This window comes from Shewanella sp. 1CM18E, assembly GCF_023161665.1.
Taxonomy (GTDB): Bacteria; Pseudomonadota; Gammaproteobacteria; order Enterobacterales; family Shewanellaceae; genus Shewanella.
The window spans coordinates 43,783-68,356 of sequence record NZ_JALNTW010000009.1; the positions used below are offsets into that span (position 1 = coordinate 43,783).

General features: G+C 44.9%; 15 protein-coding genes. 13 read left to right on the plus strand and 2 right to left on the minus strand.

The window, feature by feature from the left end:
• Nucleotides 1–225: 225 nt before the first annotated feature.
• The 13 genes from MSG37_RS13135 to MSG37_RS13195 all read left to right on the plus strand — a co-directional run bounded on the left by MSG37_RS13135 (nt 226) and on the right by MSG37_RS13195 (nt 21,118).
• Entirely contained in the window at nt 226–4,428 is a 4,203-nt protein-coding gene (locus tag MSG37_RS13135) for a DUF6701 domain-containing protein (RefSeq protein WP_248471107.1), read from the plus strand.
• Between the two features lie 183 nt (nt 4,429–4,611).
• Nucleotides 4,612–5,661: a rod shape-determining protein gene (locus MSG37_RS13140; protein WP_012278897.1), complete on the plus strand. Its 1,050-nt coding sequence runs from the start codon at nt 4,612–4,614 to the stop codon at nt 5,659–5,661.
• A gap of 41 nt (nt 5,662–5,702) precedes the next feature.
• Nucleotides 5,703–6,590, plus strand: a complete 888-nt coding sequence (gene mreC, locus MSG37_RS13145) for a rod shape-determining protein MreC (RefSeq protein WP_248471108.1) — start codon at nt 5,703–5,705, stop codon at nt 6,588–6,590.
• Nucleotides 6,587–7,075: a rod shape-determining protein MreD gene (gene mreD / locus MSG37_RS13150; protein WP_248471109.1), complete on the plus strand. Its 489-nt coding sequence runs from the start codon at nt 6,587–6,589 to the stop codon at nt 7,073–7,075. Before mreC ends, mreD begins: the two co-directional genes overlap by 4 nt.
• A gap of 95 nt (nt 7,076–7,170) precedes the next feature.
• Nucleotides 7,171–7,767 (plus strand): Maf family protein, encoded by a 597-nt coding sequence (locus MSG37_RS13155; protein ID WP_282446663.1) that lies wholly within the window; start codon nt 7,171–7,173, stop codon nt 7,765–7,767.
• Between the two features lie 166 nt (nt 7,768–7,933).
• A complete protein-coding gene (gene rng / locus MSG37_RS13160; RefSeq protein WP_248471110.1) occupies nt 7,934–9,442 on the plus strand; it encodes a ribonuclease G in 1,509 nt (502 codons plus the stop codon).
• A complete protein-coding gene (locus tag MSG37_RS13165; RefSeq protein ID WP_248471111.1) occupies nt 9,442–13,875 on the plus strand; it encodes a YhdP family protein in 4,434 nt (1,477 codons plus the stop codon). Before rng ends, MSG37_RS13165 begins: the two co-directional genes overlap by 1 nt.
• A complete protein-coding gene (locus tag MSG37_RS13170) occupies nt 13,799–14,632 on the plus strand; it encodes a carbon-nitrogen hydrolase family protein (protein WP_248471112.1) in 834 nt (277 codons plus the stop codon). Before MSG37_RS13165 ends, MSG37_RS13170 begins: the two co-directional genes overlap by 77 nt.
• 145 nt (nt 14,633–14,777) lie before the next feature.
• Nucleotides 14,778–16,226: a metalloprotease TldD gene (gene tldD, locus MSG37_RS13175; RefSeq protein WP_248471113.1), complete on the plus strand. Its 1,449-nt coding sequence runs from the start codon at nt 14,778–14,780 to the stop codon at nt 16,224–16,226.
• A 200-nt stretch (nt 16,227–16,426) separates the two neighbouring features.
• The gene (locus MSG37_RS13180; RefSeq protein WP_248471114.1) at nt 16,427–17,818 is read left to right on the plus strand and encodes a TolC family protein; all 1,392 of its coding nucleotides are present in this window, start codon (nt 16,427–16,429) and stop codon (nt 17,816–17,818) included.
• Nucleotides 17,808–18,779: an efflux RND transporter periplasmic adaptor subunit gene (locus MSG37_RS13185; RefSeq protein WP_248471115.1), complete on the plus strand. Its 972-nt coding sequence runs from the start codon at nt 17,808–17,810 to the stop codon at nt 18,777–18,779. The genes MSG37_RS13180 and MSG37_RS13185 overlap by 11 nt, the downstream gene beginning before the upstream one ends.
• Nucleotides 18,780–18,796: 17 nt before the next feature.
• Nucleotides 18,797–19,978: an ABC transporter permease gene (locus tag MSG37_RS13190; protein ID WP_248471116.1), complete on the plus strand. Its 1,182-nt coding sequence runs from the start codon at nt 18,797–18,799 to the stop codon at nt 19,976–19,978.
• A 3-nt stretch (nt 19,979–19,981) separates the two neighbouring features.
• On the plus strand, nt 19,982–21,118 hold the full coding sequence (locus MSG37_RS13195) for an ABC transporter permease (RefSeq protein WP_248471117.1): 1,137 nt from the start codon (nt 19,982–19,984) through the stop codon (nt 21,116–21,118).
• 204 nt (nt 21,119–21,322) lie between these two features.
• Here MSG37_RS13195 and MSG37_RS13200 read toward each other — a convergent pair whose 3' ends face one another.
• Together MSG37_RS13200 and yjgA are read right to left on the minus strand one after the other, a co-directional pair.
• Nucleotides 21,323–23,833: an Ig-like domain-containing protein gene (locus MSG37_RS13200; RefSeq protein ID WP_248471118.1), complete on the minus strand. Its 2,511-nt coding sequence runs from the start codon at nt 23,831–23,833 to the stop codon at nt 21,323–21,325.
• A 144-nt stretch (nt 23,834–23,977) separates the two neighbouring features.
• On the minus strand, nt 23,978–24,520 hold the full coding sequence (yjgA, locus tag MSG37_RS13205) for a ribosome biogenesis factor YjgA (RefSeq protein WP_248471119.1): 543 nt from the start codon (nt 24,518–24,520) through the stop codon (nt 23,978–23,980).
• Nucleotides 24,521–24,574: the final 54 nt, after the last annotated feature.

Sequence of the window (24,574 nt, forward strand, 5' to 3'; positions counted from 1 at the left end):
AAAAAATGGACTTTTCTGATCATCTGTTTGGTTTTTTCTATTACTCAAGTTCAATCCGCATTGGCTACGAACTGGAGAGATACTTTTTTAGAGGGTCTCAATTCTTATACACCTAGCGGACAAATTATTTTTACCAGTAATGGCAAATTGTACAATGCTCCTATTCGTGGGCAGTTGCCATCCTATAATGTTTATGAAGATCAAAAATCATGTGTTCCGTCAGGAATGAAAGCTAAAAATTGTAAATCTGGTAGAGATACTGCTGAACTTCCTAGTAGCCGACTACCTTTTAGTCAGTGTCGCTCAAATAGCAATGTCGATTTAGATCCGTCTGATGCTGTAAAGGGGGAAATTCAAGTACCTGTTGGTCACTATAGAAATATTACTTCGAGCGCAAATGGTGGCGTGGTTAGTTTTCTGTCAGATACTGGAGAAAATATATATCGGATTAAGTCATTAGATATTAAAAGCGGCATTTTGCAGTTAGCTCCCGGGCAGTATTGGATCGAAAACTTAAATATTGCAGCTGGTGTTACAGTGAGTTTCCCGCACAACTCCTTAGGCTCAGTTGCATTTTTCATTGGAAATGATTTTTCAGTGAAAAACACAATGCATTCATATAGTTCAGATTCTTTTCTACTGTACGGTTATTCAGATATTGCTATTGCTCCAAACATTTTATTTCGGGGGCATGCTGTTGCGGAGGGACAACTGTCTTTAGGTACATCTTCCAATACTATCGGGGCACTAACATCTGACTATATTCATATCCCGATGAATGCGCGAGTAAACTATGATGACACTGCTGCGAGTATTGATATTGAGCCTAATTGTGGTGCAGAGCCCCCTAAGCCATCGATTTTACCTATATGCCCAGCAGAACAAAATAACGTCCAAGGGTTAACATATCGTACCTATAATGCCGATTCGTGGTATTCAGATAATTATAGCCCCGCTAATCCAGAAGAATTTCAAACTCTTGTTGATAAAGTGAGCAAAACTAAATATCAAATAGGCGAGTCAATAGAGGGGAATTTAAATCAAAAGGGCAACGGGATTAACCCTCACTCTAATTCTGACAGCGATCAGGACTTGTATTTAGGTGTATTCAAAGGATATATCGATGCACCTGAAACTGGTGAGTATACCTTTGCAATTGATGGTGATGATGCTATTGAGTTGTTGATTGATGGTGAGGTTGTTACCGCATTTTATGGAACTCACGCTACTTGTGATTGCACAGATAAACAAGGCAAAGTGTCTTTAGAGCAAGGTGCCCATACAATTGAATTAAGGTTTCATGAAGCGTTTGGTTATGAAGCGTTTAGGTTGTATTGGCAGCCACCATCGGCTAATAGCTTGACAATAGTTCCAACAGAGCAGTTATTAACGTGTCCGGCACCCAAGTTTGAATTTGGTCAGGCAGAGCTGGATGCCAATGGTGTTGCAACGATTTATTTTAAAAATAATTATGTTGTAGCGCCTGTTGTTATGGCCATGCCGACTATTGATATCACTGGGTTTAATGATAATAGCGAAAGGCCATCTACTATCCGGGTCAATTATTTAACTGATCAATATACGCAAATTCAGCAAATTAATTCTAATTCGCCCTTTGGTCTTAACAAACCAATGAGCAAGATTGATTACTTTGTCATGGAGCCCGGTTACAGGTTTATTAAAAGAGGCAGTGCGCTGCAGGCCGGTAAAGTATCAACCTCTTTTTATCAAGGAAAAAGGACAACAGGAGCAAATAAGGGATATCAAGACGTTGATTTTGTTCATGAATTTGGCGCTCAACCGGCCATAATTGGTCAAGCACTCACTCAAAATAATAATCGCTTTATTACAACCGTGATTAATAACGTTGATTTTGACGGCGATGAATTTGACATAGCGATTGAGGGCTCGGAGGTTAGCGGCGCAATTAATAACCCTGAGTTATTAGGTTATGTTGCTGGTTTAGGGCAGGGTGAACTCAGCATTAATGGTGAAGCTGTAATGTATGAATTTGCTCATGCAAAGAATCATGGTAACGGCTCTAGCGTTCGTACGCTTTGGCAGCAATGTGCGTTTCCGAATCGTTATGAGCAAGATTATCCTGCTCAGCCGATAACCATTGCCAATAAAAATCAGCGTAATGGTGCTGATGGTGGCTGGGTGCGTCGTTGCCTAAAAGATGACTTTAATGATCACGTTAGCTTTGCTTTAGATGAAGACACTGAGCTAGATAATGATAGAAGTCATTTAGCAGAAAGCATCGGTTACTTTGCTTTTGAATATGCAGCCGAGCCGCCAGCAGTGAATCATTATCGGATTAGCTTTGATTCTGGAGCGCTAAGCTGCGCCGCAAAATCAGTGACCGTACAAGCCTGTGCAGATGATAACTGTAGCTCATTGTTACCCGACCCTGCATTTATCACGTTAACTAAAAATGGGGTTAATTATACTAGTGCGACCTTTGATGGTAGTACTAGTCTTGACGTATGGCATCCACAAGGGGGCTTAGTCACATTGGGTTTGGGTAATACCACGCCAAGTGGTGAATATCGCTGTTACATTGATGGAAGTTTAGTGGCTAATGCTCAGTGCCAACTTAATTTTGAAGATAGTGGCATCTACTTTGACATTGAAGATTCAACCTCTTGTAAAAACTCGGCCAATTTTGAACTGTTTGCAGTCAAAAAAGATCAAAATAGCCAACAGTGTGTGCCGCTATTTGCCAATCAAACTAAACCACTTGCTATGGCGTTCAATTACATCACACCTAATGCCAGCGGTATAACGAGTGCTGAAAAACTAACGGTTAATAGCCTGAATTCACCACAGACAAGTGTTGAGATTAGTGGTGGAGCAAGTGAGCAGTTGCAAGTTCGTTTTGATGCAAATGGTAAGGCACAACTCAATGTTAATTACCCAGAGGCTGGGCGAGTAGAGCTTGAAGCAACGCTTACCGAAGAAATTGAGTCTCCTGATGGCTCAACAAGTGAAACGCTAGTACTTACTCATAGTGAGCAGTTTGTGGCTAAGCCTGATGGCTTTCACTTCTTTAATCCATCGACAGGTAATGGCTGTACCGGAGCGAGTTGTACTAAGTTTGCCAAGGCTGGTGATGATTTTGCTATGAGTGTTAAAGCGGTTTGTGGAGTTGACGATGCAACGCCATACAAAGATCGCCAAGCACTTAAAAACTTCAGATTCTCGGATTTGAACATTAAAGCTGTGCTACAGGCTCCGCTAGTCAGTAACGGTGATCCTGAAGACGGTGGCTTAGGTGGTATAGAGCAAAGCAAGCTTAGTTTTACTAAAGCCAACAGTGCTCCATTTACCCTGAATAATCAGACTTACTCTGAAGTTGGCGCTATCAGTTTTGCGCTTGATGGTGATGTTAACTATCTAGGCACAACCATTGCGGAAGCGAACTCGAGTAGCGATACCTTTGGCCGCTTTACGCCTTACTTCCTATCTATTGAGGCTAATACGCCGAAGCTGCAAGCTCAATGTAATAGCTTTACCTATATGGATCAGCCTTTTGGGTTCCAATCGGGAATGGAGCCAACCATCAAAGTCAAAGGGATGAACAAAGTCGGCGCTGAGACTCGCAACTACCAAATTGGTGATTGGTGGCATTATCACGGTAATCAGTGGGCGAATCGTAGTTATAACGACACCTCTGGTGCAACCTCGGTAAACGGTGCAGCGCTTGCTGTACAAGATGTGTCACCGCTTTCAGAGCAAGTCGATTATTATCCAATAGATTCAGCTAATAGCATTCAGCGTGCGTATCTGAGTGGCACCAAACTTAGTTACCCGCGCACGGATTCTTTGGCTGTGCCTTTTAATGCTAGTTTTGACTTAACACTGAGTACAGCTGATGTCACAGATAGTGACGGTATTTGTCATCAAGATGCGGCTGCGCTTACGGCAGGTTGCAAAGGCTTTACCTTCAAGGACGTTGCAAAAGACGATGCCTTTGCTACGCGTTATGGCCGCATGCTGCTGCAGAATGCCTACGGCCCATCGACTGAAGAGTTACGCCTTGAAGTGAATACTCAATATGTCGATGACAACGAGACTTGGGTATTGAATTCCGCTGATAGCTGTTCGGTGTTTGATACAGCGACTGCTGCAGAGTCGGCCGACATAGGCTTGAATCTTAAACCTGATGCTGGTTTAGAGGACGTTGAAGGCTACACCCAAATAGGCGGAACTGGAAAGTCAGGGGTTATCTATTTAGGCAATAGCTTTATCTATTTCCCTGCACCAAATGCTGACGGTGAGGTTGGCTTACAGCAGCATGTTGATAAGTGGCTACAGTGGTATTGGGCTTTCGATTCAGCGAGTGGTTTACAAGATCCTCGAGCAACAGCTTATTTTGGTACTTATCGGGGACACGACCGGATAATTTATTGGCGAGAAGTTAACTAAATGTCAGTAATGGAGGGCAAGACAAGATATTGGCTTGCTCTTTGCTATAGATATCTCAATATATCGCAAAAAAACACCGTTTCATTAGCAATTGTTAACCTCTCTGGTCTTGTGGATTTTAAGAAGCATGATAAAGTTACCTGATTTCTTTTTTCTACGATTCCACATAGACAGGCTGGTTACATGTTCAAGAAGCTACGCGGCATTTTTTCTAATGATCTTTCGATCGATTTGGGTACAGCAAATACGCTAATTTACGTCCGTGAAGAAGGCATTGTACTAAACGAACCATCAGTGGTTGCTATTCGTGGAGAGCGAAGTGGTTCAGGCCAGAAGTCGGTAGCGGCTGTTGGTACTGAAGCAAAGCAAATGCTTGGTCGTACACCTGGTAACATTCAAGCTATTCGTCCAATGAAAGATGGCGTTATTGCTGACTTTTATGTGACAGAAAAAATGCTACAGCATTTCATCAAGCAAGTTCACAACAACAGCGTATTCCGTCCTAGCCCACGTGTATTAGTTTGTGTGCCAGTTGGCGCAACACAAGTAGAGCGTCGTGCAATCCGTGAATCTGCAATGGGTGCTGGCGCACGTGAAGTGTACTTGATTGAAGAGCCAATGGCTGCAGCAATCGGTGCTGGTCTGCCTGTATCAGAAGCAACCGGCTCTATGGTTGTTGATATCGGTGGTGGTACAACTGAAGTTGCCATCATTTCACTAAACGGTGTGGTTTACTCTTCGTCAGTACGTATCGGTGGTGACAAGTTTGATGATGCCATCATCAATTATGTACGTCGCAACTACGGTAGCTTAATCGGTGAAGCAACGGCTGAGCGCATTAAGCACACAATCGGTACTGCATACCCAGGTGATGAAGTATTAGAGATTGAAGTTCGCGGTCGTAACCTTGCAGAAGGTGTACCACGTAGCTTTACGCTTAACAGCAATGAAATTTTAGAAGCACTACAAGAGCCGCTTTCAGGTATTGTGAGTGCAGTTATGGTTGCACTAGAGCAATCACCTCCAGAGCTAGCATCAGATATCTCTGAGCGCGGTATGGTTCTTACTGGTGGTGGTGCATTGATTCGCGACCTAGATAGACTTCTAATGCAAGAAACCGGCATTCCAGTGATGATCGCTGATGACCCGTTAACTTGTGTTGCTCGTGGTGGTGGTAGAGCTTTAGAGATGATCGATATGCATGGCGGCGACCTGTTCTCTGAAGAAAACTAATCACGGTTAAAAAGGGCGGTTTTCAACCGCCCTAGTTTGTTATGAAGCCTATTTTTGCTCGCGGAATATCCAACCAATTTAGACTAACACTGGCTGTTATTATGTCAGTGATTTTGCTTGTCGCTAATGACAGGCTTGAGCCTGTGCGTAACTCTCTTTCTTCGCTATTAAGCCCGCTACAATACGTGGCTAATATCCCCGGCGCACTGCTGGATCTTTCTGCTGAAAGTCTTGCTACGCGCAACATGCTCGCTAAGCAAAATAAAGAATTGCTACGCCACCAATTACTGATGAGTGAACGCTTACAGCGTTTCGAGCATCTACGCCAAGAAAACGATCGCCTTCGAGGGCTGCTTGGCTCACCTGTGCACATGGATGCTAAAAAGGTGGTTGCTGAGGTGATGGAAGTTGCGAGCGATCCTTTCCGTCAATATGTAGTGCTTAACCATGGTTCGCGCAGTGGCGTGTTTGTTGGTCAGCCTGTTGTCGATGCCCAAGGCGTTGTTGGCCAAGTGGTGCAAGTGAGTGAGTTAACTAGCAGAGTGCTTTTGTTGTCTGATACCACTCACGGTATCCCTGTACGTATTACCCGCAATGATGTGCGTTTACTTGCCGTTGGTACGGGCGTTCTTGATGAGCTTGAGCTAAGGCATGTCGCTAAGAGTACCGATGTTCGCGTCGGTGATTTATTGGTGTCATCGGGTCTTGGTAAGCGTTTTCCTGAGGGCTACCCAGTTGCTCGGGTGATGAGCGTGGAAAAAGACGACGGCAAGAGTTATGCAACCGTAGTTGCTCAGCCTTTAGCAGCATTAGATAGAATTCGTTATTTATTATTACTTTGGCCTGACATCGAATCTGATGGCGCAGAACTCACACCGCCAGCAGGTGTCGAAGAAGCTATAAAAGCGAGTCAGGAGAGCGCGCAATGAGTATACATGTGGCAAATGGCCGCTGGGTAGTTTGGCTTAGCTTATTAGTGGCAATGTTATTCCAGATCATGCCACTGCCTGATCTTGTTGAAGCTTGGCGTCCTGACTGGTTATTACTGGTTATCATGTACTGGGCAATGGCTTTGCCCCATAGATACAATATTTTAACCGCGTGGGTACTGGGCGTAATGCTCGATATCTTACTCGGAGCCACCTTAGGCATTCGTGCCTTTGCTATGTCAGTCGTGGTGTATGTTGTGGTACTGCACTTTCAGCGTTTACGTAACTTTCCTATGTGGCAACAAGCACTTGTAGTTGCCATGCAGGTGGCGCTGTATAACTTAGTTGTGTTCTGGGTGCAGTTTGTTGCTGATAGCGCTGTATTTGATATCAGCCTGTTTTACCCAGCTGTTTCAAGCTTAATTATGTGGCCGTGGATCTTCTGGATCTTGCGCCGCGTAAGACGCTTATACAAGGTTCGATAACCTAACAAGGTGTGTCTACTTGCAGCGCAATGCTAAGCAGTATTGCGCTAACAACAAGTGGAGTGGATCAAAGCTTATTAAGAAGGTAATTGATTATGAAGTTAGTCCTTGCTTCGGGATCTCCTCGTCGTAAAGAGCTGTTAGGCCAGTTAGGATTCTTAAAAGCTGACAATAACACGCCTTTTGAGTTTGATATTCTCGCCGCTGATATTGATGAAAGTCATCAAGCGGGTGAGTCAGCAACAGACTTTGTACTGCGCTTAGCTAAAGAGAAAGCGTTAGCAGGTTTAGCACTTTACGGCGAAGCTAAAAATGCCGTGGTGTTGGGTTCTGACACCATAGTTGTGCAAGGCGAGAATATTTTAGGCAAGCCGACTGATGAAGCTAATGCCGCTGAAATCTTGGCAAGTTTGTCTGGTAAACGTCATCAAGTCATGACGGCGGTAGCACTTACTGATGGTACTAAAACCGTCAGTCGATTAGTTACTACTCAAGTGCAATTTTGTGAGTTAACTGAGGCGGATATTTTAGCATATATCGCCACAGGAGAGCCGATGGACAAAGCTGGAGCCTATGGTATTCAGGGCTTAGGTGGAAATTTTGTTGAAGCTATCGACGGCAGTTATTCCGCGGTAGTGGGGTTACCTTTGGTAGAAACCCGCGCGTTATTGTGTGAGATGCAAGTTTTATAGCCATAACAAGTAGTAATAAACAGGCAGTATTAGCCGCGCTATAAAGTCATTCATTGCAAACGATATCAAGAGCTAAAGCCTTACTCTTTAGCCTTTGATCTTTAATCTGACCACAATTTACGCCAAATCCTTTTTAAATTAGCTATTTCCCTAAGTGGGGTGAGTTGTGAGTAGAAGTCGATTCGCGCAAAGCAGAGTGCAGAAAAAAATAGGCTCTGAACTCTTAATCAATGTAACACCTACCGAAGCTCGTGTAGCCTTAGTTGAGCATGGTGTGTTGCAAGAAGTCCATATTGAGCGACGCATGAAGCGTGGCTTAGTCGGCAATATTTATAAAGGCAAAGTTAGTCGTGTACTGCCAGGTATGCAGGCTGCTTTTGTTGATATCGGGCTAGATAAAGCCGCTTTTCTGCATGCATCAGATATTGTGCCGCATACTGAATGTGTTGCCGATGTAGAGAAAGGCAACTTTGTTGTGCGTGATATTGCTCAGCTGGTTAGGCAAGGGCAGGATATTATGGTGCAAGTGGTTAAAGATCCACTTGGTACTAAGGGCGCACGCTTAACCACAGATATTACCTTACCTTCCCGCTACCTTGTTTTCATGCCGGGCTCAAGTCATGTGGGGGTTTCCCAGCGCATTGAGTCAGAGGCTATTCGTGCACGCCTGAAGAAAATTACCCAGCCATTTGTTGATGACGACGGCGGCTTTATTATCCGTACCGCTGCAGAGAGTGCCGGTGAAGATGAGCTTATTCAAGATGCAGGCTTTTTAAGACGGGTTTGGGCAAAAGTGAGTGAGCGTCGTAAACGTCGCGGTGTGTCACTGTTATATCAAGACCTTGCACTGCCTGTGCGTATTGTGCGTGACTTTGTTGGTACTGAGCTTGATCAGATCCAAGTCGATTCAGCGCAAACTTATGAAGAGTTACAACAATTTGCACAAGAGTTTATGCCAGAGATCGCCGATAAGCTGGAGCATTACAACGGCCCGATCCCAATTTTTGATCTATATGATGTTGAAAATGAAGTGCAACGTGCGCTTGGGCGTAAAGTCGAGCTGAAATCAGGCGGCTATTTGATCATAGATCAAACTGAGGCCATGACTACCGTCGACATCAATACTGGCGCGTTTGTGGGGCATCGCAATCTCGAAGAAACCATTTTTAACACCAACCTTGAAGCAACTCATGCTATCGCTCGCCAGTTACGTCTACGTAATTTGGGTGGCATCATCATTATCGACTTTATTGATATGCTCAATAATGATCATAAAAAGCGAGTGCTTGCCAGCTTAGAAAGCGCTTTGGCTAACGATCGCGTTAAAACCAATATTAGTGGCTTCTCTGGTCTTGGGCTAGTGGAAATGACGCGTAAGCGTACCCGCGAAAGTTTAGAGCATGTGCTTTGTGGTGAGTGTCCAGCTTGCCAAGGCACAGGTAATTTAAAAACGGTTGAAACGGTATCTTATGAGATCTTTAGAGAGATCATTCGCTTGAATCGTGGTTACGATGCTGATGAGTTTTTAGTTTATTGCGCTCCTGCAGTATTCAACAGCCTTAAAGGCGATGAGAGTCATTTGCTTGGTGAGCTTGAAGTTTATATTGGTAAGCGAGTTCGCCTACAAAGCGAGCCTATGTATGCCCAAAACAAATTTGATGTGGTGATAATGTAGTGCCACCAGAGACATGCGCGCCTAAAAAGCGCTCCTTTAGTTTCCCTCGATTTTGCTGGCAATTCCTAGCGATCATTTTAGTGCTATTTGCACTTATGGTGAGCCTATTTCGAGGGCTATTACCACAACTTGATCAAGTTCGAGTCGAGCTGATCAATTTTGTGCAATCGGAATACCAAGTAGAAGTTCAGGTAGGTAAACTTGCGGCTGAATGGCAAGCGTATGGCCCTGCATTGACAGTAAATAACTTTGTGTTACCTGCACAAGATAACTTACCTGTCACGCTGATCTTCAATCAGGTCAACGTGAAATTCGATTTCTGGCAAAGCATAGTGACTGCCAGCCCGCAAATTGAAGATGTGATATTTGATGGCGTGAATGTAGCGTTAGATCTCGATCATTTAAAATCACTAACACCGCGCGAGTCCTCGGCTGCGATGCAAACCGATTGGCTGTATAAGTTGCTACTAGAGCAACTTGATCGCTTCTCGATCACTGACGCACGCTTTCAATTACTGAGTAAGCAGCATGATTATCGCCCCATCTTTATTAAAGATATGAAGTGGCGTAATGCTAATAGCCGTCACCGCGGTGAGGGTAAGTTATTCTTAGATGAAAATGCCTCAGAAGTTGAGCAATTAGCACTAAATGTTGACTTAAAAGGTAGCGGTTATCGACCTGAGTCTTTGGTGGGGCAATTCTACCTAGCCGCAAGTTCGCTCGATATTGGCGAATGGGCGTCACGTCAGCCTAATCCATACGATGCGACTAAGCGTTTGCCTTTAGAAGGTGTCGTTAACTTGCAGGCTTGGGCGGAGTTTTCTAATCGTAATATCGACACTGTTACCGTTGCATTCGAACCAAGCTGGCTTGAGTGGCATTTAAATAAACAGCCTCAACGTTTTACTATTGAATCTGGCGCTGCATTATGGCGACCAGCTGAGCAAGGTTGGACGCTCAATAGCCATAACCTGCATTTTGCAACCAATGGTAAAGCGTGGCCAGAACTCGAACTAAAAGCACGTAAGTGTGAGTCTGGTGTCGATGCTAGCTTAAATCAGTTAGATTTAAGTATGTTATTACCCTTGCTGCCATTAGTTCCGGGTGTTGAGCCTGAAGGGCTGAGAGCTTGGCAGTCGTTAAATCCAACGGGTAAAGTCAAAAATATACGCGCGCACTGGGACAATTTACTCAGACAGCCAAAAGTTGCTGTAGCCCTTGAGCAGGTAAGCTGGCAGGCCAGTGATGCTATTTTAGGTGTTGCGCCAATTGACGCTAAAGTTAGTTTTGTTGATGACACTGTGCAGTTTGCTTTACCTGAGCAGAACTACACCCTTGATTTTAATGGCGGCTTTGAAGCGCCGCTAAAACTTGCTGGTGACAGCTTTAGCGGTGAGTTTAATATTGCCGATCTAGCGCTCTCTTTACCTAAGATCCATTTTAGTAATCAGGATTTAGATATAGATGGCGCGGTACGTTTAGAGTTTGCTGATGCCGCCCATATGGCATTACTTGCCAATGTTAACATTCACGATGTAGCCAATGTGCATCAGTATTTTCCGCTAAACGGAATGAGCAGTTCGCTTGTGAGTTACTTAACGCAAGCGTTAAAAGCGGGTAAAACTGATGACGCAGTTGTGCTGTGGCATGGTGCTTTTACTGATTACCCTTACACTAATCATAATGGTTTGTTTCAGGCAGGCTTTACTCTTAGCGATGCAACCTATGAGTTTGAAGAAAGCTGGCCGGCAGTTGATCAATTAAACCTGTCGGCACTGTTTGAAAACAACTCAATGGATCTGTGGATCAATCAAGGCCAATTGCTAGATGTAAACGCCAGTGGTGCTTACATTGGTATTCCGGCGCTTGGGGAAAAGAGTCTGCTGCAAGTAAAACTCGATCTTGCAACTAAAGCGGAAGCTGCCAATAAAGTGATCCAAAAGTCACCGCTAGTTGGTTCAGTAGGTGCAACGCTAGATGTGGTGCAGATCTCTGGTGATATTACTGGTCAGATTGATTTGAGTATTCCACTGTATGACGGCGAGAGTGAAGTCATTAAAGGTACTGTGACTTTTGATGACACCCCTGTTTATATCACTGAGCCTGGGATCGCGCTTGCAGGTGTAACAGGTCAATTGCAGTTTGTGAATGATGTGGTTACGGGCACAGGTTTTACAGCCAAGATGTATCAACAGCCCTTGCAGTTTAGCTTTAACACCGAAAGCATGAATCAAAACTACGGCGTTAATGTTGAGCTAGACGGCCAATGGCAGCTAGCTGATTTGCCTGCAGAGTTAGCCAACCCACTTAGCGATTATTATGCTGGTCAGGCTGATTGGAGCGGTGACTTAAGGCTGATTTTTGATCCTACAGGTTATCGTATTCAAGCGCGTGTAGAGAGTGACTTAATCGGCACTGAGCTAAACTTGCCGGTTCCTTTTGCTAAAAGCCAAGATGAATCTAAGCGCTTAGTCGCTGAAATGATAGGGGATAACAAGCAGGCCTCGCTCGGCATTAAGCTGGAAAATCAGCTAGAGTTTTGGGGCGGTTTTGACGCCAAATCAGGTAATCGCTTAGCCCATTACGACATTTTACTCGGTCGATTATTTAAGCCGGGCGATATGCTGCGTAAAACTAAAGGTCATTTGCAAATTGATATCGACGAAACCGAGTTTTCACCTTGGCTGCCGATCATTGAAGGCTTTGTGAGTCAAACTGGCGCTAAAGAGGTTGAGCATACTGCAAACGAGACTGTTACAGCTGAATCGTTAGGCTTCTTCCCAGCTTTAGTTTCTATTGATGCCAACTTTAACGGGCTTAACCTTATGGGGCAGCCATTAGAAGATGTCCACTTTAGTGCTAACCCGACGGATCACGCGTGGCGTTTTGATATTACATCACAAGAATTTGATGGTCGTATCGACTTTTATCCTGACTGGGTGAATCAAGGCTTGAAGATTGTTGCTTCAAAGTTCCATATGGCACCAGAGCCGCGAACAGAAGAAACTGCTCATTATAAATCAGACACCATAATGGCAAACTTACCGCCATTGGCCGTAGATGTTGATGATTTTGCTTTATATGGCAAATCTTTAGGCCACCTCGTTTTGCAAGGTACGCCAAACGGGGATACTTATCAGATCCAAACTGTATCAATAACTGCCCCTAATGTTGAGTTAAAAGGTAAGGGTAACTGGGACATGACCGAGGGGAAAAACATCACCTCGTTCCAGCTAAGTCTTGATGCTAGTAAGTTTGATTACCTGTCGGAAAAATTGGATATTGACCCTGGTCTTAAAGATGCGCCAACAGAAGTGAAAGCGGATATTTCATGGACAGGCGCACCCTATGCATTTTCACTTGAAACTCTTAATGGCGATGTGAGCTTTGATTTAGGAAAAGGTCATTTGTCTGAAGTCAGTGACAAAGGTGCGCGAATTTTCTCACTATTTAGCTTAGATTCACTGCTGCGCAAGTTGTCGTTAGATTTCTCAGATGTGTTTGGTAAAGGTCTCTATTTTGACTCATTTGCAGGTTCGCTGAAAATCGATAATGGTGTGGTTAAAACAACCGATACTGAGATGAATGCCGTCGCCGGTAATATGAAGGTGCGTGGATATACAGATTTAACCACCGAGAGCTTAAATTATGATATTCGCTTTGTGCCACAGCTGGCATCGAGCGTACCAACTGTGGTGCTACTAAGCACTGGTGGTTGGACATTTGGCCTTGGCGCTTTTGCGTTAACTAAGGTGCTTGAGCCTGTGATTGAAGTTATTTCTGAGATCCGCTTTAGGCTAACAGGCACCATGTCAGAGCCAAAACTGGAAGAACTAGAGCGTAAGAGTAAAGAGATTGAGATCCCTGAGTCGGTATTGCCAAAAACATTACCGAACAAAGACGGTCAGCCTGCAGGTAATACGCCCGCTGATAAGGTGAGTAAACTAGATCCTCAGGCTGTAAGTGACAATAGCGTCGGTGTCGATACTGATACAGCCGCAAATACACAAGCCACAAATACTCAATCTATCGTTCCTCAGCCTATTAGCATTCAAGCTATAAACACTCAAGCGGTTGAGCTTAATGCTGTAAAGCTGCCAAATACCACTTTTACTGAGGTGACTCACAAGCCTAAAGTGGTTGAACTGGCTCGCGAGCCAGCGGCTGTTGATGATTCTAATACAACAAATATTGCAGCAGAGACAAATATTGGCTCTGCTGCCAGCACCGTATTAGAGCCACAACTAGAGCCAGCGTTAAAACCAGATACAGCGCCTGAGCTGGATGATCCTCAAGTGCAGCCACAAGTATTGCCAGCTTCATCACTTGAAGATAATCGCCAACAAGGAGAGTTAGATGCAAGTCAGCCTATTGCAATGTCAAAGCAGTCGCAGCGTAGCCGACAACCTAGCGTTTATCGAGTCGCAGCTTAAGCAATTAGAGCGCAGTGAAGATGTGCCACATATGGTGGTGCTACCTGAGTGCTGTTTGCTATTTGGTGGTCAAGAAAGTCAGCAGTTGCAGTATGCTACTCGGGCAGAAGATAGCGAGCTCAAGCAAGCGCTTGCTGAGCTAGCAGCTAAATATCAAGTGGTGTTAGTGGCCGGTAGTATTCCGGTTTTGGCTGAAGATGGCCGAGTGTATAACCGCTGCTACGTGTTTGACCTTGATGGCAGCGTGTTAGGTCAATACGACAAGCTACACCTATTTGATGTTGAGGTGAGTGATGGCACTAAACAATATCGAGAAAGTGACGCATTTTGCCCAGGGAACCGTATCGTTGTAGTAGATACACCTTTAGGGAAACTCGGCTTAGCGATTTGCTATGATATCCGTTTTAGTGATCTGTTTCGGGCGCTGCGGGAAGCCGGCGCCGAGATGATTGCAGTACCGGCAGCATTTACTAAGGTTACCGGAGAGGCACACTGGCAAGTGCTATTGCAGGCCCGTGCAATTGAAACCCAATGTTTTGTGTTTGGCGCAGCGCAATGGGGGCTGCACAACGGTGGTAGCCGTGAAACTTGGGGGCAAAGCATGATTGTTAGCCCTTGGGGGGAAGTTATTGCACAAAAGCCTCAAGGTACAGGTTGGCTACAAGCCGAAATAGATGTACAAAGCGTACATAGTATTCGCGCGAAAATGCCAGTAATAAACCACAACAGATTTGTATCGCCACAGCTTAAGTCGTGATTAACTGCGAGTAGCAGCTTTGCAGTAGACCTGTGAGAATTTAATCACGACAGCGATAGAGCAAATTTAAGCGAGTCGAGTCGGTTAGCAATAAACCTGCTCGGCTTTGCCAATATTTTTATCGAATTAATAAAAGAGAGAATAGATGTCACTTTTAACTCAAGTTGGACAAAGCTTATTACAAGATGGGCTAGCAATAGATGATCTCCAAAGCTATTTAAAGCGTATCCACGAGCATCAAATTGACTTCTCCGATCTATATTTTCAAGGCAGTCGTCATGAGTCTTGGGTGCTAGAAGATGGCATAGTTAAAGACGGCAGTTTTCATATCGAACGTGGTGTGGGCGTGCGTGCTATTACTGGTGAGAAAACTGGTTTTGCTTATGCTGATGAAATTACGCCAAGCGCACTAGAAGCGGCAGCAACAGCAGCGCGTGGCATTGCGACTTCAGGCGGTAATGGACAAGTTAACGCATGGTCAAAGCAAGACAATAAGGCGCTTTACATCAGCAGCGATCCAATTGCCGCAATGGAAGAAGTGAAAAAGATTGAGCTGCTTAAGCAGGCCGACGCGTATATCCGTAGCTTAGACAGCCGCATTATTCAGGTGGTCGTAAGCTTATCTGGCGTACATGAAGAGATTTTGGTGGCCGCAAGCGATGGCACCTTAGCAGCCGATATTCGTCCGCTAGTGCGCTTTAACTGTAGCGTTATTTTAGAAGAAGACGGCAAGCGTGAACGTGGCGCGTCAGGTGGCGGTGGTCGTCATGATTACACCGTACTACTTGAAGATGGCGACGATGGCCTGCCATATTGCTTCGCCTTTGCACGCGAAGCGGTACGCCAAGCACAAGTTAACCTACACGCTATTGATGCTCCAGCGGGTGAAATGCCTGTAGTACTTGGTGCTGGCTGGCCAGGTGTACTGCTGCACGAAGCTGTTGGTCACGGACTTGAAGGTGACTTTAACCGTAAAGGCAGCAGTGCTTTTAGTGGTAAAGTCGGCCAGAAAGTGGCGTCTGAATTGGTTACCGTTGTGGATGATGGCACCATGGCAAACCGCCGCGGTTCATTAACCATTGATGATGAAGGTGTTGCAACACAAAAGACTGTGCTGATTGAAGACGGTATTTTGAAAGGCTATATGCAAGACAAGCTAAATGCGCGCTTGATGGGTCAGCAATCTACAGGTAACGGTCGCCGTGAGTCTTATGCTCATCTGCCGATGCCACGTATGACAAACACCTATATGGAAGCGGGCGAGTCAGATCCTGCCGAGATCATTAAATCAGTGAAGAAGGGGATCTACGCGCCTAACTTTGGTGGTGGTCAGGTAGATATTACTTCGGGTAAGTTTGTGTTCTCGGCTTCTGAAGCATATTTAATTGAAGACGGCGAAATTACCCAAGCGATTAAAGGCGCAACCTTAATTGGTAATGGCCCTGAATCAATGAGCCAGATCTCTATGGTGGGTAATGATCTAGCATTAGATAAAGGTGTTGGTGTGTGTGGTAAAGATGGCCAAAGCGTACCTGTAGGTGTTGGTCAGCCAACATTGAAGCTAGATAAATTAACTGTTGGCGGCACAGCTTAGTCAATTGCTGCTTAAGCATTCTAGTGTTTTTTTGAGTGCTTTTTAACAAAGGCGCTCAAGTTTTTATTGAGTGCCGTAAAGCAAAATGTTCAATATCCGCTAGGATTTAGGCATTAACTCAATTGCTTAAAACCTAGCGAGTAACATATAGCAATGATACTATTTACCAATGGAATAGAGTAAAAGCTCTAGAGGTGTTAATGAAACGTTTGCTGTGTGCTATTTTACTGACTTTGCCGCTTACTGCCCAAGCTAAGCCAATGACCTTTGATGAGGCTTGGCAGCAGTTGACCAAAGTCAGCGATAAACTGCAGGCGGGGGCGCAAGAAGTGAGTCGCGCTGAAGCTGAACGTGAAGCAGGTGAAGATATGAACCTGCCGTCGATCAATCTTACCGGTAGTTATACTCGCTTAGAAAAGCCGATTGAACTCGATCTCCGCGATCTTAATCCCCTTGCTGCAATCGATCCCGGAGCGCTGCCGCCAGCTCTAGGTGGCGCATTAGCCGGGATCCCTGGAAGCTTATTCGTTACACCTTTCACCGAACAAGATATTTTTCGTTCTAGTCTGCAAGCTATGTGGCCTATCTACACAGGTGGTAAAATTTCAGCTGCTCAAGGGATCCACGAAGCTCAGGTAGCTGAAAAAGAGCAACAATTGAAACTCACTAGTCGCGAGTTATTTTTGCAGCTGGTGGATCGCTACTACGCGGTGGCGGTAACAGATTCTCTAGCGCGCACCCAAGCCGAACTAGTTGATTCGTTGACCTTACATGCATCTCACGCTGAAAAATTAGAGCAACAAGGGCAGATCGCTAAAGTCGAGCGACTCAATGCACAAGTAGCACTTGAAAACGCACGGGTTAGTTATGGTAGTGCAAAGCGTCAATCTGAAATGGCGATGATTGCACTATCTCGTATGCTGCACGAGAGACAAGTGGATACGACTTCGCCGCTGTTTATGTTGCATAACTCGCCATCATTACCGCAACTTGCGCAATTAACTATGGCGCAGCATCCTGCTTTAAAGCTGTTAGAGGCTAAAGAAGCACAAGCGAAAGGCTTAGTGGATGTAGAGAAGGGCAGTTATCTGCCAACGGTATTTCTTTACGGTAATTACACCTTGTATGAAGACGACAGTCTATTTTCTCAAATCGAACCAGATTGGATGTTAGGGGTTGGCTTTACCATGCCGCTTCTAAGTCGAGATGGTCGCAGTGGTAAGGTTGAAGCCGCACAAAGTGCTTTGCTTCAAGCACGCTATACCAAGGCGCAAACTCAGCAAGACTTAAATTTATTACTCGATCAAAGCTACCGCCAAATGTTGCAAGCACAAGAAGAAGTATTATCACTCAATACTTCAATGAGCTTAGCTGAAGAAAATAAGCGTTTAAGAGATATCGCTTTTAAGCAAGGCTTGTCGACATCAATTGAGAAAGTTGATGCCGAGCTTAAGCTTAACGCAGTAGCGACTCAGCAATTGGGCGCCCAATACCGCTATATACAAGCATATGCAAGACTGATGGCGATAAGCGGTCAGCTAGATGAATTTATAGGTAGAAGCATTCAGCAAGGGGATACCAATGCGCACTAACCGTATTTTGGCCATTTTGGCGTTAATCGTATTAATTGGTGCACTAGTATATGGATTAATCCTTGCTTACACCCCCAAGCCACAGCTGCTGCAAGGACAGATTGAAGCGCGTGAATATAACGTGTCATCTAAGGTGCCTGGCCGTGTTGAAGAGGTTCTTGTTAGGCGTGGTGACAAAGTCACTGAAGGCGACTTGCTATACGCCATTTACAGCCCTGAGTTAAAAGCGAAATTGATGCAAGCTGAGGGTGGCCGAGATGCGGCGCTAGCGATGCAGCAAGAGGCTGATAATGGTGCGCGTAAGCAACAAGTTGCCGCCTCAAAGGAGCAGTGGTTAAAAGCGCAAGCGGCAGCCAAACTGGCGCGTACTACTTTTGATCGCGTTGAAGTGCTGTTTAATGAAGGTGTACTGGCCAGACAAAAGCGCGACGAAGCTTTTACTCAGTGGCAAGCGGCTAAATATACCGAACAAGCAGCATTAGCCATGTATCAAATGGCTGATGAAGGTGCGCGAGTAGAAACCAAAGCTGCGGCTGCGGGTAATGCGCGTATGGCAGAAGGTGCGGTTAATGAAGTCACCGCAATTTTGTCAGACAGCCAAATGCGCTCTCCTAAAACCGGTGAGATCAGTGAAGTGTTACTACAAGCTGGCGAGCTAGCACCAAGTGGTTTCCCTGTGGTGAGCTTGATTGATATGAGCGATGCGTGGGCGGTGTTCCAAGTACGTGAAGATCAGCTTAAACAGTTCAAGCAAGCTGATGTGTTAAAGCTAACAATTCCAGCGCTGGATCAGCAAGTTGAGTTTACTGTTAGCCACATTTCCGTGATGGGCGACTTTGCGACTTGGCGAGCGACTGAAAGTGGTCACGACTTTGATATGCGAACATTCCAAGTGGAACTTCGTCCTAATCAGCCTATTGCCGATCTACGAGTAGGTATGTCGGTGCTATTCACCCTTTAAGGCAAGAGAGGCAGGCTGTGATAAAGGCGCTAAAGCGAGAGTTTACCGCTCTGCAAGACGACCCTTGGCAGTTAGCATTGGTTAGCTATATTCCGCTAATCAGCATTATTGCTCTATGGTTGCTTTTTAGTGCAGGGCTACCAAGACAGCTCCCTGTAGCTGTCGTTGATTTGGATAATAGCCAAATCAGCCGCGCCTTAGCACGGCAACTGCAAGCTAATCCCGTGACTAAGCCGATTAGTTATACCGGGCTGCCAAGTGCTGAGGCTGCGATGAAGCAAGGTGAAGTCTATGCCTTGCTAGTGTTGCCTTATGGTCTTAAGCGCGATTTACTTACCTCAAAAACACCAACAATCGATATTCGTTATAACAGCCAGTTTTTACTGGTAGGTAAGCTATTGTCGAGCCAGTTACAAGCGAGCATGGCTGATGGCTTAAAACCCTTAGGTGAGCTTAAGTTGCTTGCTGCTGGTGTGCCTATGGAGCGCGTTGCAGTTAACTTAAGCCCAGTTAGCAGTCAAACAACCGCGCTGTTTAACCGCAACAATAATTATGTCGGCTTTTTAGTACCGCCGGTATTAATTGCTTTGCTGCAGCTGGTGGCCATGATGGTATTTGCCAATAGCCTTAATCGTGAGCTGCGCTGGAATACCACTAAGCAATGGTATCAATTAGGTGTCGGCAAAGTGATAGCCGCAAAAATAGTCTTCTATACACCGTTAGTCTTGCTGCATGGTGGCTTTATTCTAGCGCTAATTTACCTGTATTTGGGCTTGCCTATCGCTGGCAGTATTGCTGTGCTGTTAATTGCTCAAACATTGATGTTGCTTGCGGTATGGCTGATTGTATTGACGATTTTCTTCGTGCTAAAAGACAGTGCGCGAGTGATAAGTTTTTGCACCGCAATGTTTGCCCCTGCTTTTGCATTTATGGGAGTGACGTTTCCAACCCATGAAATGCCAGAGCTTGCCCAATGGTGGCGAGTGATTATGCCAACTAGCCATTATATTGAAACCCATATTGCCGTGGTGAGTTACGGCCAAAGCTTAATTGCCAGTTTGCCGCAAATGCTCAGTTATTGGGGCTTCTTACTATTGCTTATTCCTATCGTTATTTTTGCGAAGAAGGGCTTTGATGAAGCAGAATTAGAGGCTTCATCAGCGGCTGCAAGTTCTGCTGCTTTGGTAAAGGAGCAATAATATATGAGCCTGTTACAGCTAATTTGGGCTGAGCTTAAAGCGATCCTCGCAGATAAAACCATAGTTATTACCGTGTTTGGTGGCGTGCTATTTTACTCGATTTTGTATCCACTGCCGTATTTGCATCAGGTACCGACTGAGCAGCAGCTTGTGGTTATTGATCATGATAGATCGTCGCTGAGTCGTCAGTTAGTGCGTCATGCTGATGCCAGCCCCAAAATAGCAGTGATTGCCGAACTAGGCTCTATTGATGAAGCAAAGCGCTGGATTGAAACTGGGCGTGCGCACGGTTTGTTAGTGATCCCTGCCAACTTCAGACGTGACTTGCTGTTAGGTAAAGGCGTGACCTTGAGCTATGGCGGCGATGCTAGTTACTTTTTAATTTACTCGGCAGTTGCGGAAGGGCTGATTTCTGCAGGACTCGATGCGGGTAAAAATATACAACGCTTAGGTATGTTAGCCCAAGGCGATAATGCTAAAGCAGTAGAGCAAAGCCTTAATGTCGTTAAGCTTAATAGCATACCTGCGTTTAATCCAAGTTTAGGTTATACGCCCTATATTGTGCCGGGACTATTTTTACTTATATTGCATCAAACCTTGTTGATTGGCACAGGTATTTTAGGTGCAAGTCAGTGGCGTCAACGAGGCTATTGGCAGCAAGTGAGTCCACTCAAACTTGTTTGTGGGCGTATCGCTGCGTTTATGTTGATTTACAGCCTGCTAAGCAGTTACTACGTCGGATATTGTTACTATTGGTATGACGTTAGCTTACAGGCAAGTATCGGCCGAGTGGCTTTGCTGATGTTGCCATTTTTACTGGCTACAACTGCGGCTGGAGTAGCATTTAGCAGCTTGTTTACCCGCCGAGATTTACCTACCCAAGTGTTATTGCTGATCTCTATGCCGATTTTGTTTGTGTCGGGTTTTGTGTGGCCTACAGCGTTAATTCCTGAGCCTGTGGTGGCGGTTTCGCAAATCGTACCAGCGGTGCCAGGCATTATGGCCATGTTAGAGTTAAATCAAATGGGCGCATCGTGGCAAAGCATTATGCCGCAGTGGCTACAATTATGGGCCATGGTAGTTATATTCTTTGCTTTGGCTTATTGGGGCGTATCTAAGCGTTTAAAAGCCCTTGTATAGGCGCTTTATTTAATAATCCTTTGATGATTATCGAGAGACGGTTATCGAGAGATGATTTTACAGCTCATGTAGTAGAGCGTTTTTCTAGATACTTGCAATTGATAGCTGCTCAAGCTGTGATGAATAAAGACTAAAAAGCCCGCGTTCATTATGTTGAGCACGGGCTTTTACTATTTAGCGACTAAGCTTTTTTAATTTAAGTCATTAGGGTGTTGGTGCTGATAGCTCAACGCTAAATGAAATACCTGACTTTATCGCTTTAGGTGTTTCTGACTCAATAGATACGAGGCTGACCTTTGTTGGCTCATCAGTGCTTGTTGGGTCAATATCATTGGTCAACACAAAGCTAGTACTGCTGCCACCATGGCTATTACGGTTGCGTACTTCATAAGGGTCCGCATCTAACTCACCTTTGCTAGCCGTCGTTGTGATATTGGTACCTTTCGGTAGGATTTGGTTAGCGCTATCGAAGAAACGTACATTAAATACTGAGAACCCACCTGCTGGGATTGCTGCAGTGATAATTTCTGCTGTTTGGCCATCGGTATAGATGAGATTACCGTCTTGGTGGATTTCAAAATGTGCAGTAGAACCTGACATCGTCATGATTAATGCTTTACGGATATAAGTTTTATTGGCTTGGCCTTCACCACATAAGTTACCAGTACATTGTGGGCCATTAAACTTGCCGTCTGCGAGTTCATAACTTGAACTTGATCCTGTATTAAAATAAGGCTCTCCAGGAGTATGTGAGAATGATTCATCATCATCACGGAAGGCGTCACCTAAATCGCTAAAGCCACCAGCATGGTAGGTTTCGATATCCATACCGTTGCCTGAACATGCAACTGCATTACCATTAGCGTTTAAACAGGCTGCAGCGATTGCGCCGCCATCAGCATCATCAAAAATGTTATTACCGTTAGTATCAAAGAAGGTCTCATGGCCTAAGGCATAGGCGAGTACTGTGATGCGATGATTTGGTACTCGTGGGTCTGCAGCTGTCCATTCAACACTACAAGTACCATTTACAGTGGCACAACTTGGTTGAATTTGCCCGCCTTCAGAGGTGAAGTTAATCGTAGTGTCATCAGGTGCTGGGTTACCAAAGCTGTCTGATGCATACGCGGTAATTGTGGCTTTTTCGCCGTCGTGTGAATCTGCTTCAGGGTTTAACAAGCTGCTCGATAAGCTAAAACCTAGTTGCTGAGGTAAACCAGTATTAATAGTGAGTTGCTCTGACTGGGTTGTTACTGACTCGCCATCGCTGTTTGTTGCAGTAGCTAATACGCGCACTGGTGTTGGCATAGTGCCTGACAATACTGTAGCGCTAACAAGGCCGGCAGAGTTACTGGTGTTGCTGCTATCTGTTAGCGTAATGCCGCCGACGGTAGTATCAAGCGAGAAATCAACATCTTGCTGCGCAATAGGTTGACCATTGGCATCAGCTACTTTAAAGGTAATAAGTGATGATTCACTTGAGCCTGTGCCACCAGCACCTTTAATGCGGATTGAAGTAGGTTCTGCTGAGACAAAGCTCAAATTCGCCAGGGTTTGGCTCGCTAGCGAGAAGTCCAAGATTGCCGAGACAGTTTGATTACCAGCAATTACCGAAGCAGTAATTTGATCATCACGCTCACTGTTACCGCTACAACTAGTGTTTTGGAAGGTTGAGCTAGCTGTACCTGAAAGGGTGGTGACTGGTGAATCAATACTGGCATTATTGCTTAGTACGCAGCTTGAGCTGAATGTCACACTGGTTGGGGTTTGTAGGCGAGTGTAGCTACCATCTTCATTTTTAGTAGCCACATCTGCGGTGACACCAAAGGTACCGCCTGCACTAACAGTCTTGTCATCAGGCAAGGTGGTTGCTAATAGGTTTTCAGTAAAAGTGCTACCGTCAGCAGAGAAATGACCGATAACAATCACGCCATCGTCACTAACGGCATCTTTAGCGAGTACTTCATATAAACCTGAGCTTTGATAAGTGACACCGTCGCTTTCTAATGTGACAGAGAAGTTAGCTGCGCCTAGCTCGCTATCACTTGCGGTATAACTCACTTGAGCAATACCGTTGTCTTTAGTCAGTGCAGAGCTTGGGTTTAGGCTGGCGTTACCCGCTGTAAAGCTTGCCATCTTGCCTGCTATGCCTTGGCCCTGCTCATCTAAAAACTGCGCTTGTAGCTGCACCGTTTCTTCAGCTTTAAATTGCGTGACCACTTGAGTGCCATTAATGATTGCACTGTTGAGAGTAAATTTAGGTTCTGATGGGTTAGTACTTGAGGTGAACTCAAAATTGCGTGTTGCTGTGGCAGTGTTGTCACCTTCGCTAAAATCAGCTGTTAGCGTGCCAGCACCTTCAGCGCCTGCACTGTCACTAACAATGATTTCTGCTTGGCCATTATCATTCGTTAACTTGGTGCTTACTGATAATTCACCAAAACTGCTGGAAAAGCTAATCAGTTTACCGCTGCGATTGCTATTATCTTGTTTTAGTTGGGCTACCGCACAAAAAGCGCCATTAGCGTCAAAACTCAATGAATTGGTTGGTTCAGCACAAGCACCATTAACAACGGTTTTGTAACTTAAAGATAGGCTGTAGGTGCCGCCGTTGTCGGTATCGCTGCTGCCATCTGATGAGCCATTACAGCCACTGATTAATGATAGGCAAAGAAAAGATAAAGGCAGAGTGGCCAGTGTGTGGGGCAGACGCATGTGCATATTCCTTGTGCTGCAAATTTGTACTGGATTCTAGGCGGGCTTTATTCGTATAAACAAATAAAAAAGCTCCCTAAGTCAGTTAAAGACTTAAAGAGCTATTGTGTAGATATATAGCGATGATGTCTATATTTGTAACGATTAATCTTTGATCTCGTTACGTAAATACTTACTTAATTCTTTGGCTGTCTTCGACGCAGCGATATCTGCGTTTTTAGATAGCTCTTTTTTGGTTTGACGAACTAGCTGACGCAGTTTTTGGCGGTCAAACTCAGGGTGTTGTTCGACTAAGTCTTGTACTGCTGAGTCACCTTCAGCAATTAGCTGATCGCGAGTCTTGTCAGCAACATTAGTTTTGGCACTTTCGTTGCTGTTTTGGTTCAGTACGTTCTTCAATGCAACCTCAAGTTCTTCAAGGTCAACATAGCGCATTAGTTTACCAATGTACTGAATGTGGCGACGGTAGGCTTCGGTATTAATTTTGATTGTTTTAGCTTTCAAAATATTATCAAAAAGCGTTTCATCTAAATCTAGCTTTTGCACTTGGCTTTTACTAAGTGCGACTAGCTTTTTGCCGTATTCCTGATAAATAGCGATTTCGCGTTTTACGTCCGCTCTACTTTCGTAGTTATCATCTTGGTCATAGGGCTGGTGGAAGTGCTCTGAGTCACCGACAATCTTCATATCTAAAAATCTCTTACAAATTCTGTGCTAATAATAACATCTAAACTTGCTTAT

Coding starts and splice junctions, on each gene's coding strand:
- yjgA (WP_248471119.1), bottom strand. CDS start 24,520: ATGAAGATTGTCGGTGACTCAGAGCACTTCCACCAGCCCTATGACCAA.
- mreC (WP_248471108.1), top strand. CDS start 5,703: ATGAAGCCTATTTTTGCTCGCGGAATATCCAACCAATTTAGACTAACA.
- MSG37_RS13170 (WP_248471112.1), top strand. CDS start 13,799: ATGCAAGTCAGCCTATTGCAATGTCAAAGCAGTCGCAGCGTAGCCGAC.
- MSG37_RS13185 (WP_248471115.1), top strand. CDS start 17,808: ATGCGCACTAACCGTATTTTGGCCATTTTGGCGTTAATCGTATTAATT.
- tldD (WP_248471113.1), top strand. CDS start 14,778: ATGTCACTTTTAACTCAAGTTGGACAAAGCTTATTACAAGATGGGCTA.
- MSG37_RS13155 (WP_282446663.1), top strand. CDS start 7,171: ATGAAGTTAGTCCTTGCTTCGGGATCTCCTCGTCGTAAAGAGCTGTTA.
- MSG37_RS13140 (WP_012278897.1), top strand. CDS start 4,612: ATGTTCAAGAAGCTACGCGGCATTTTTTCTAATGATCTTTCGATCGAT.
- MSG37_RS13180 (WP_248471114.1), top strand. CDS start 16,427: ATGAAACGTTTGCTGTGTGCTATTTTACTGACTTTGCCGCTTACTGCC.
- MSG37_RS13195 (WP_248471117.1), top strand. CDS start 19,982: ATGAGCCTGTTACAGCTAATTTGGGCTGAGCTTAAAGCGATCCTCGCA.
- MSG37_RS13200 (WP_248471118.1), bottom strand. CDS start 23,833: ATGCGTCTGCCCCACACACTGGCCACTCTGCCTTTATCTTTTCTTTGC.
- MSG37_RS13135 (WP_248471107.1), top strand. CDS start 226: ATGAAAGCTAAAAATTGTAAATCTGGTAGAGATACTGCTGAACTTCCT.
- mreD (WP_248471109.1), top strand. CDS start 6,587: ATGAGTATACATGTGGCAAATGGCCGCTGGGTAGTTTGGCTTAGCTTA.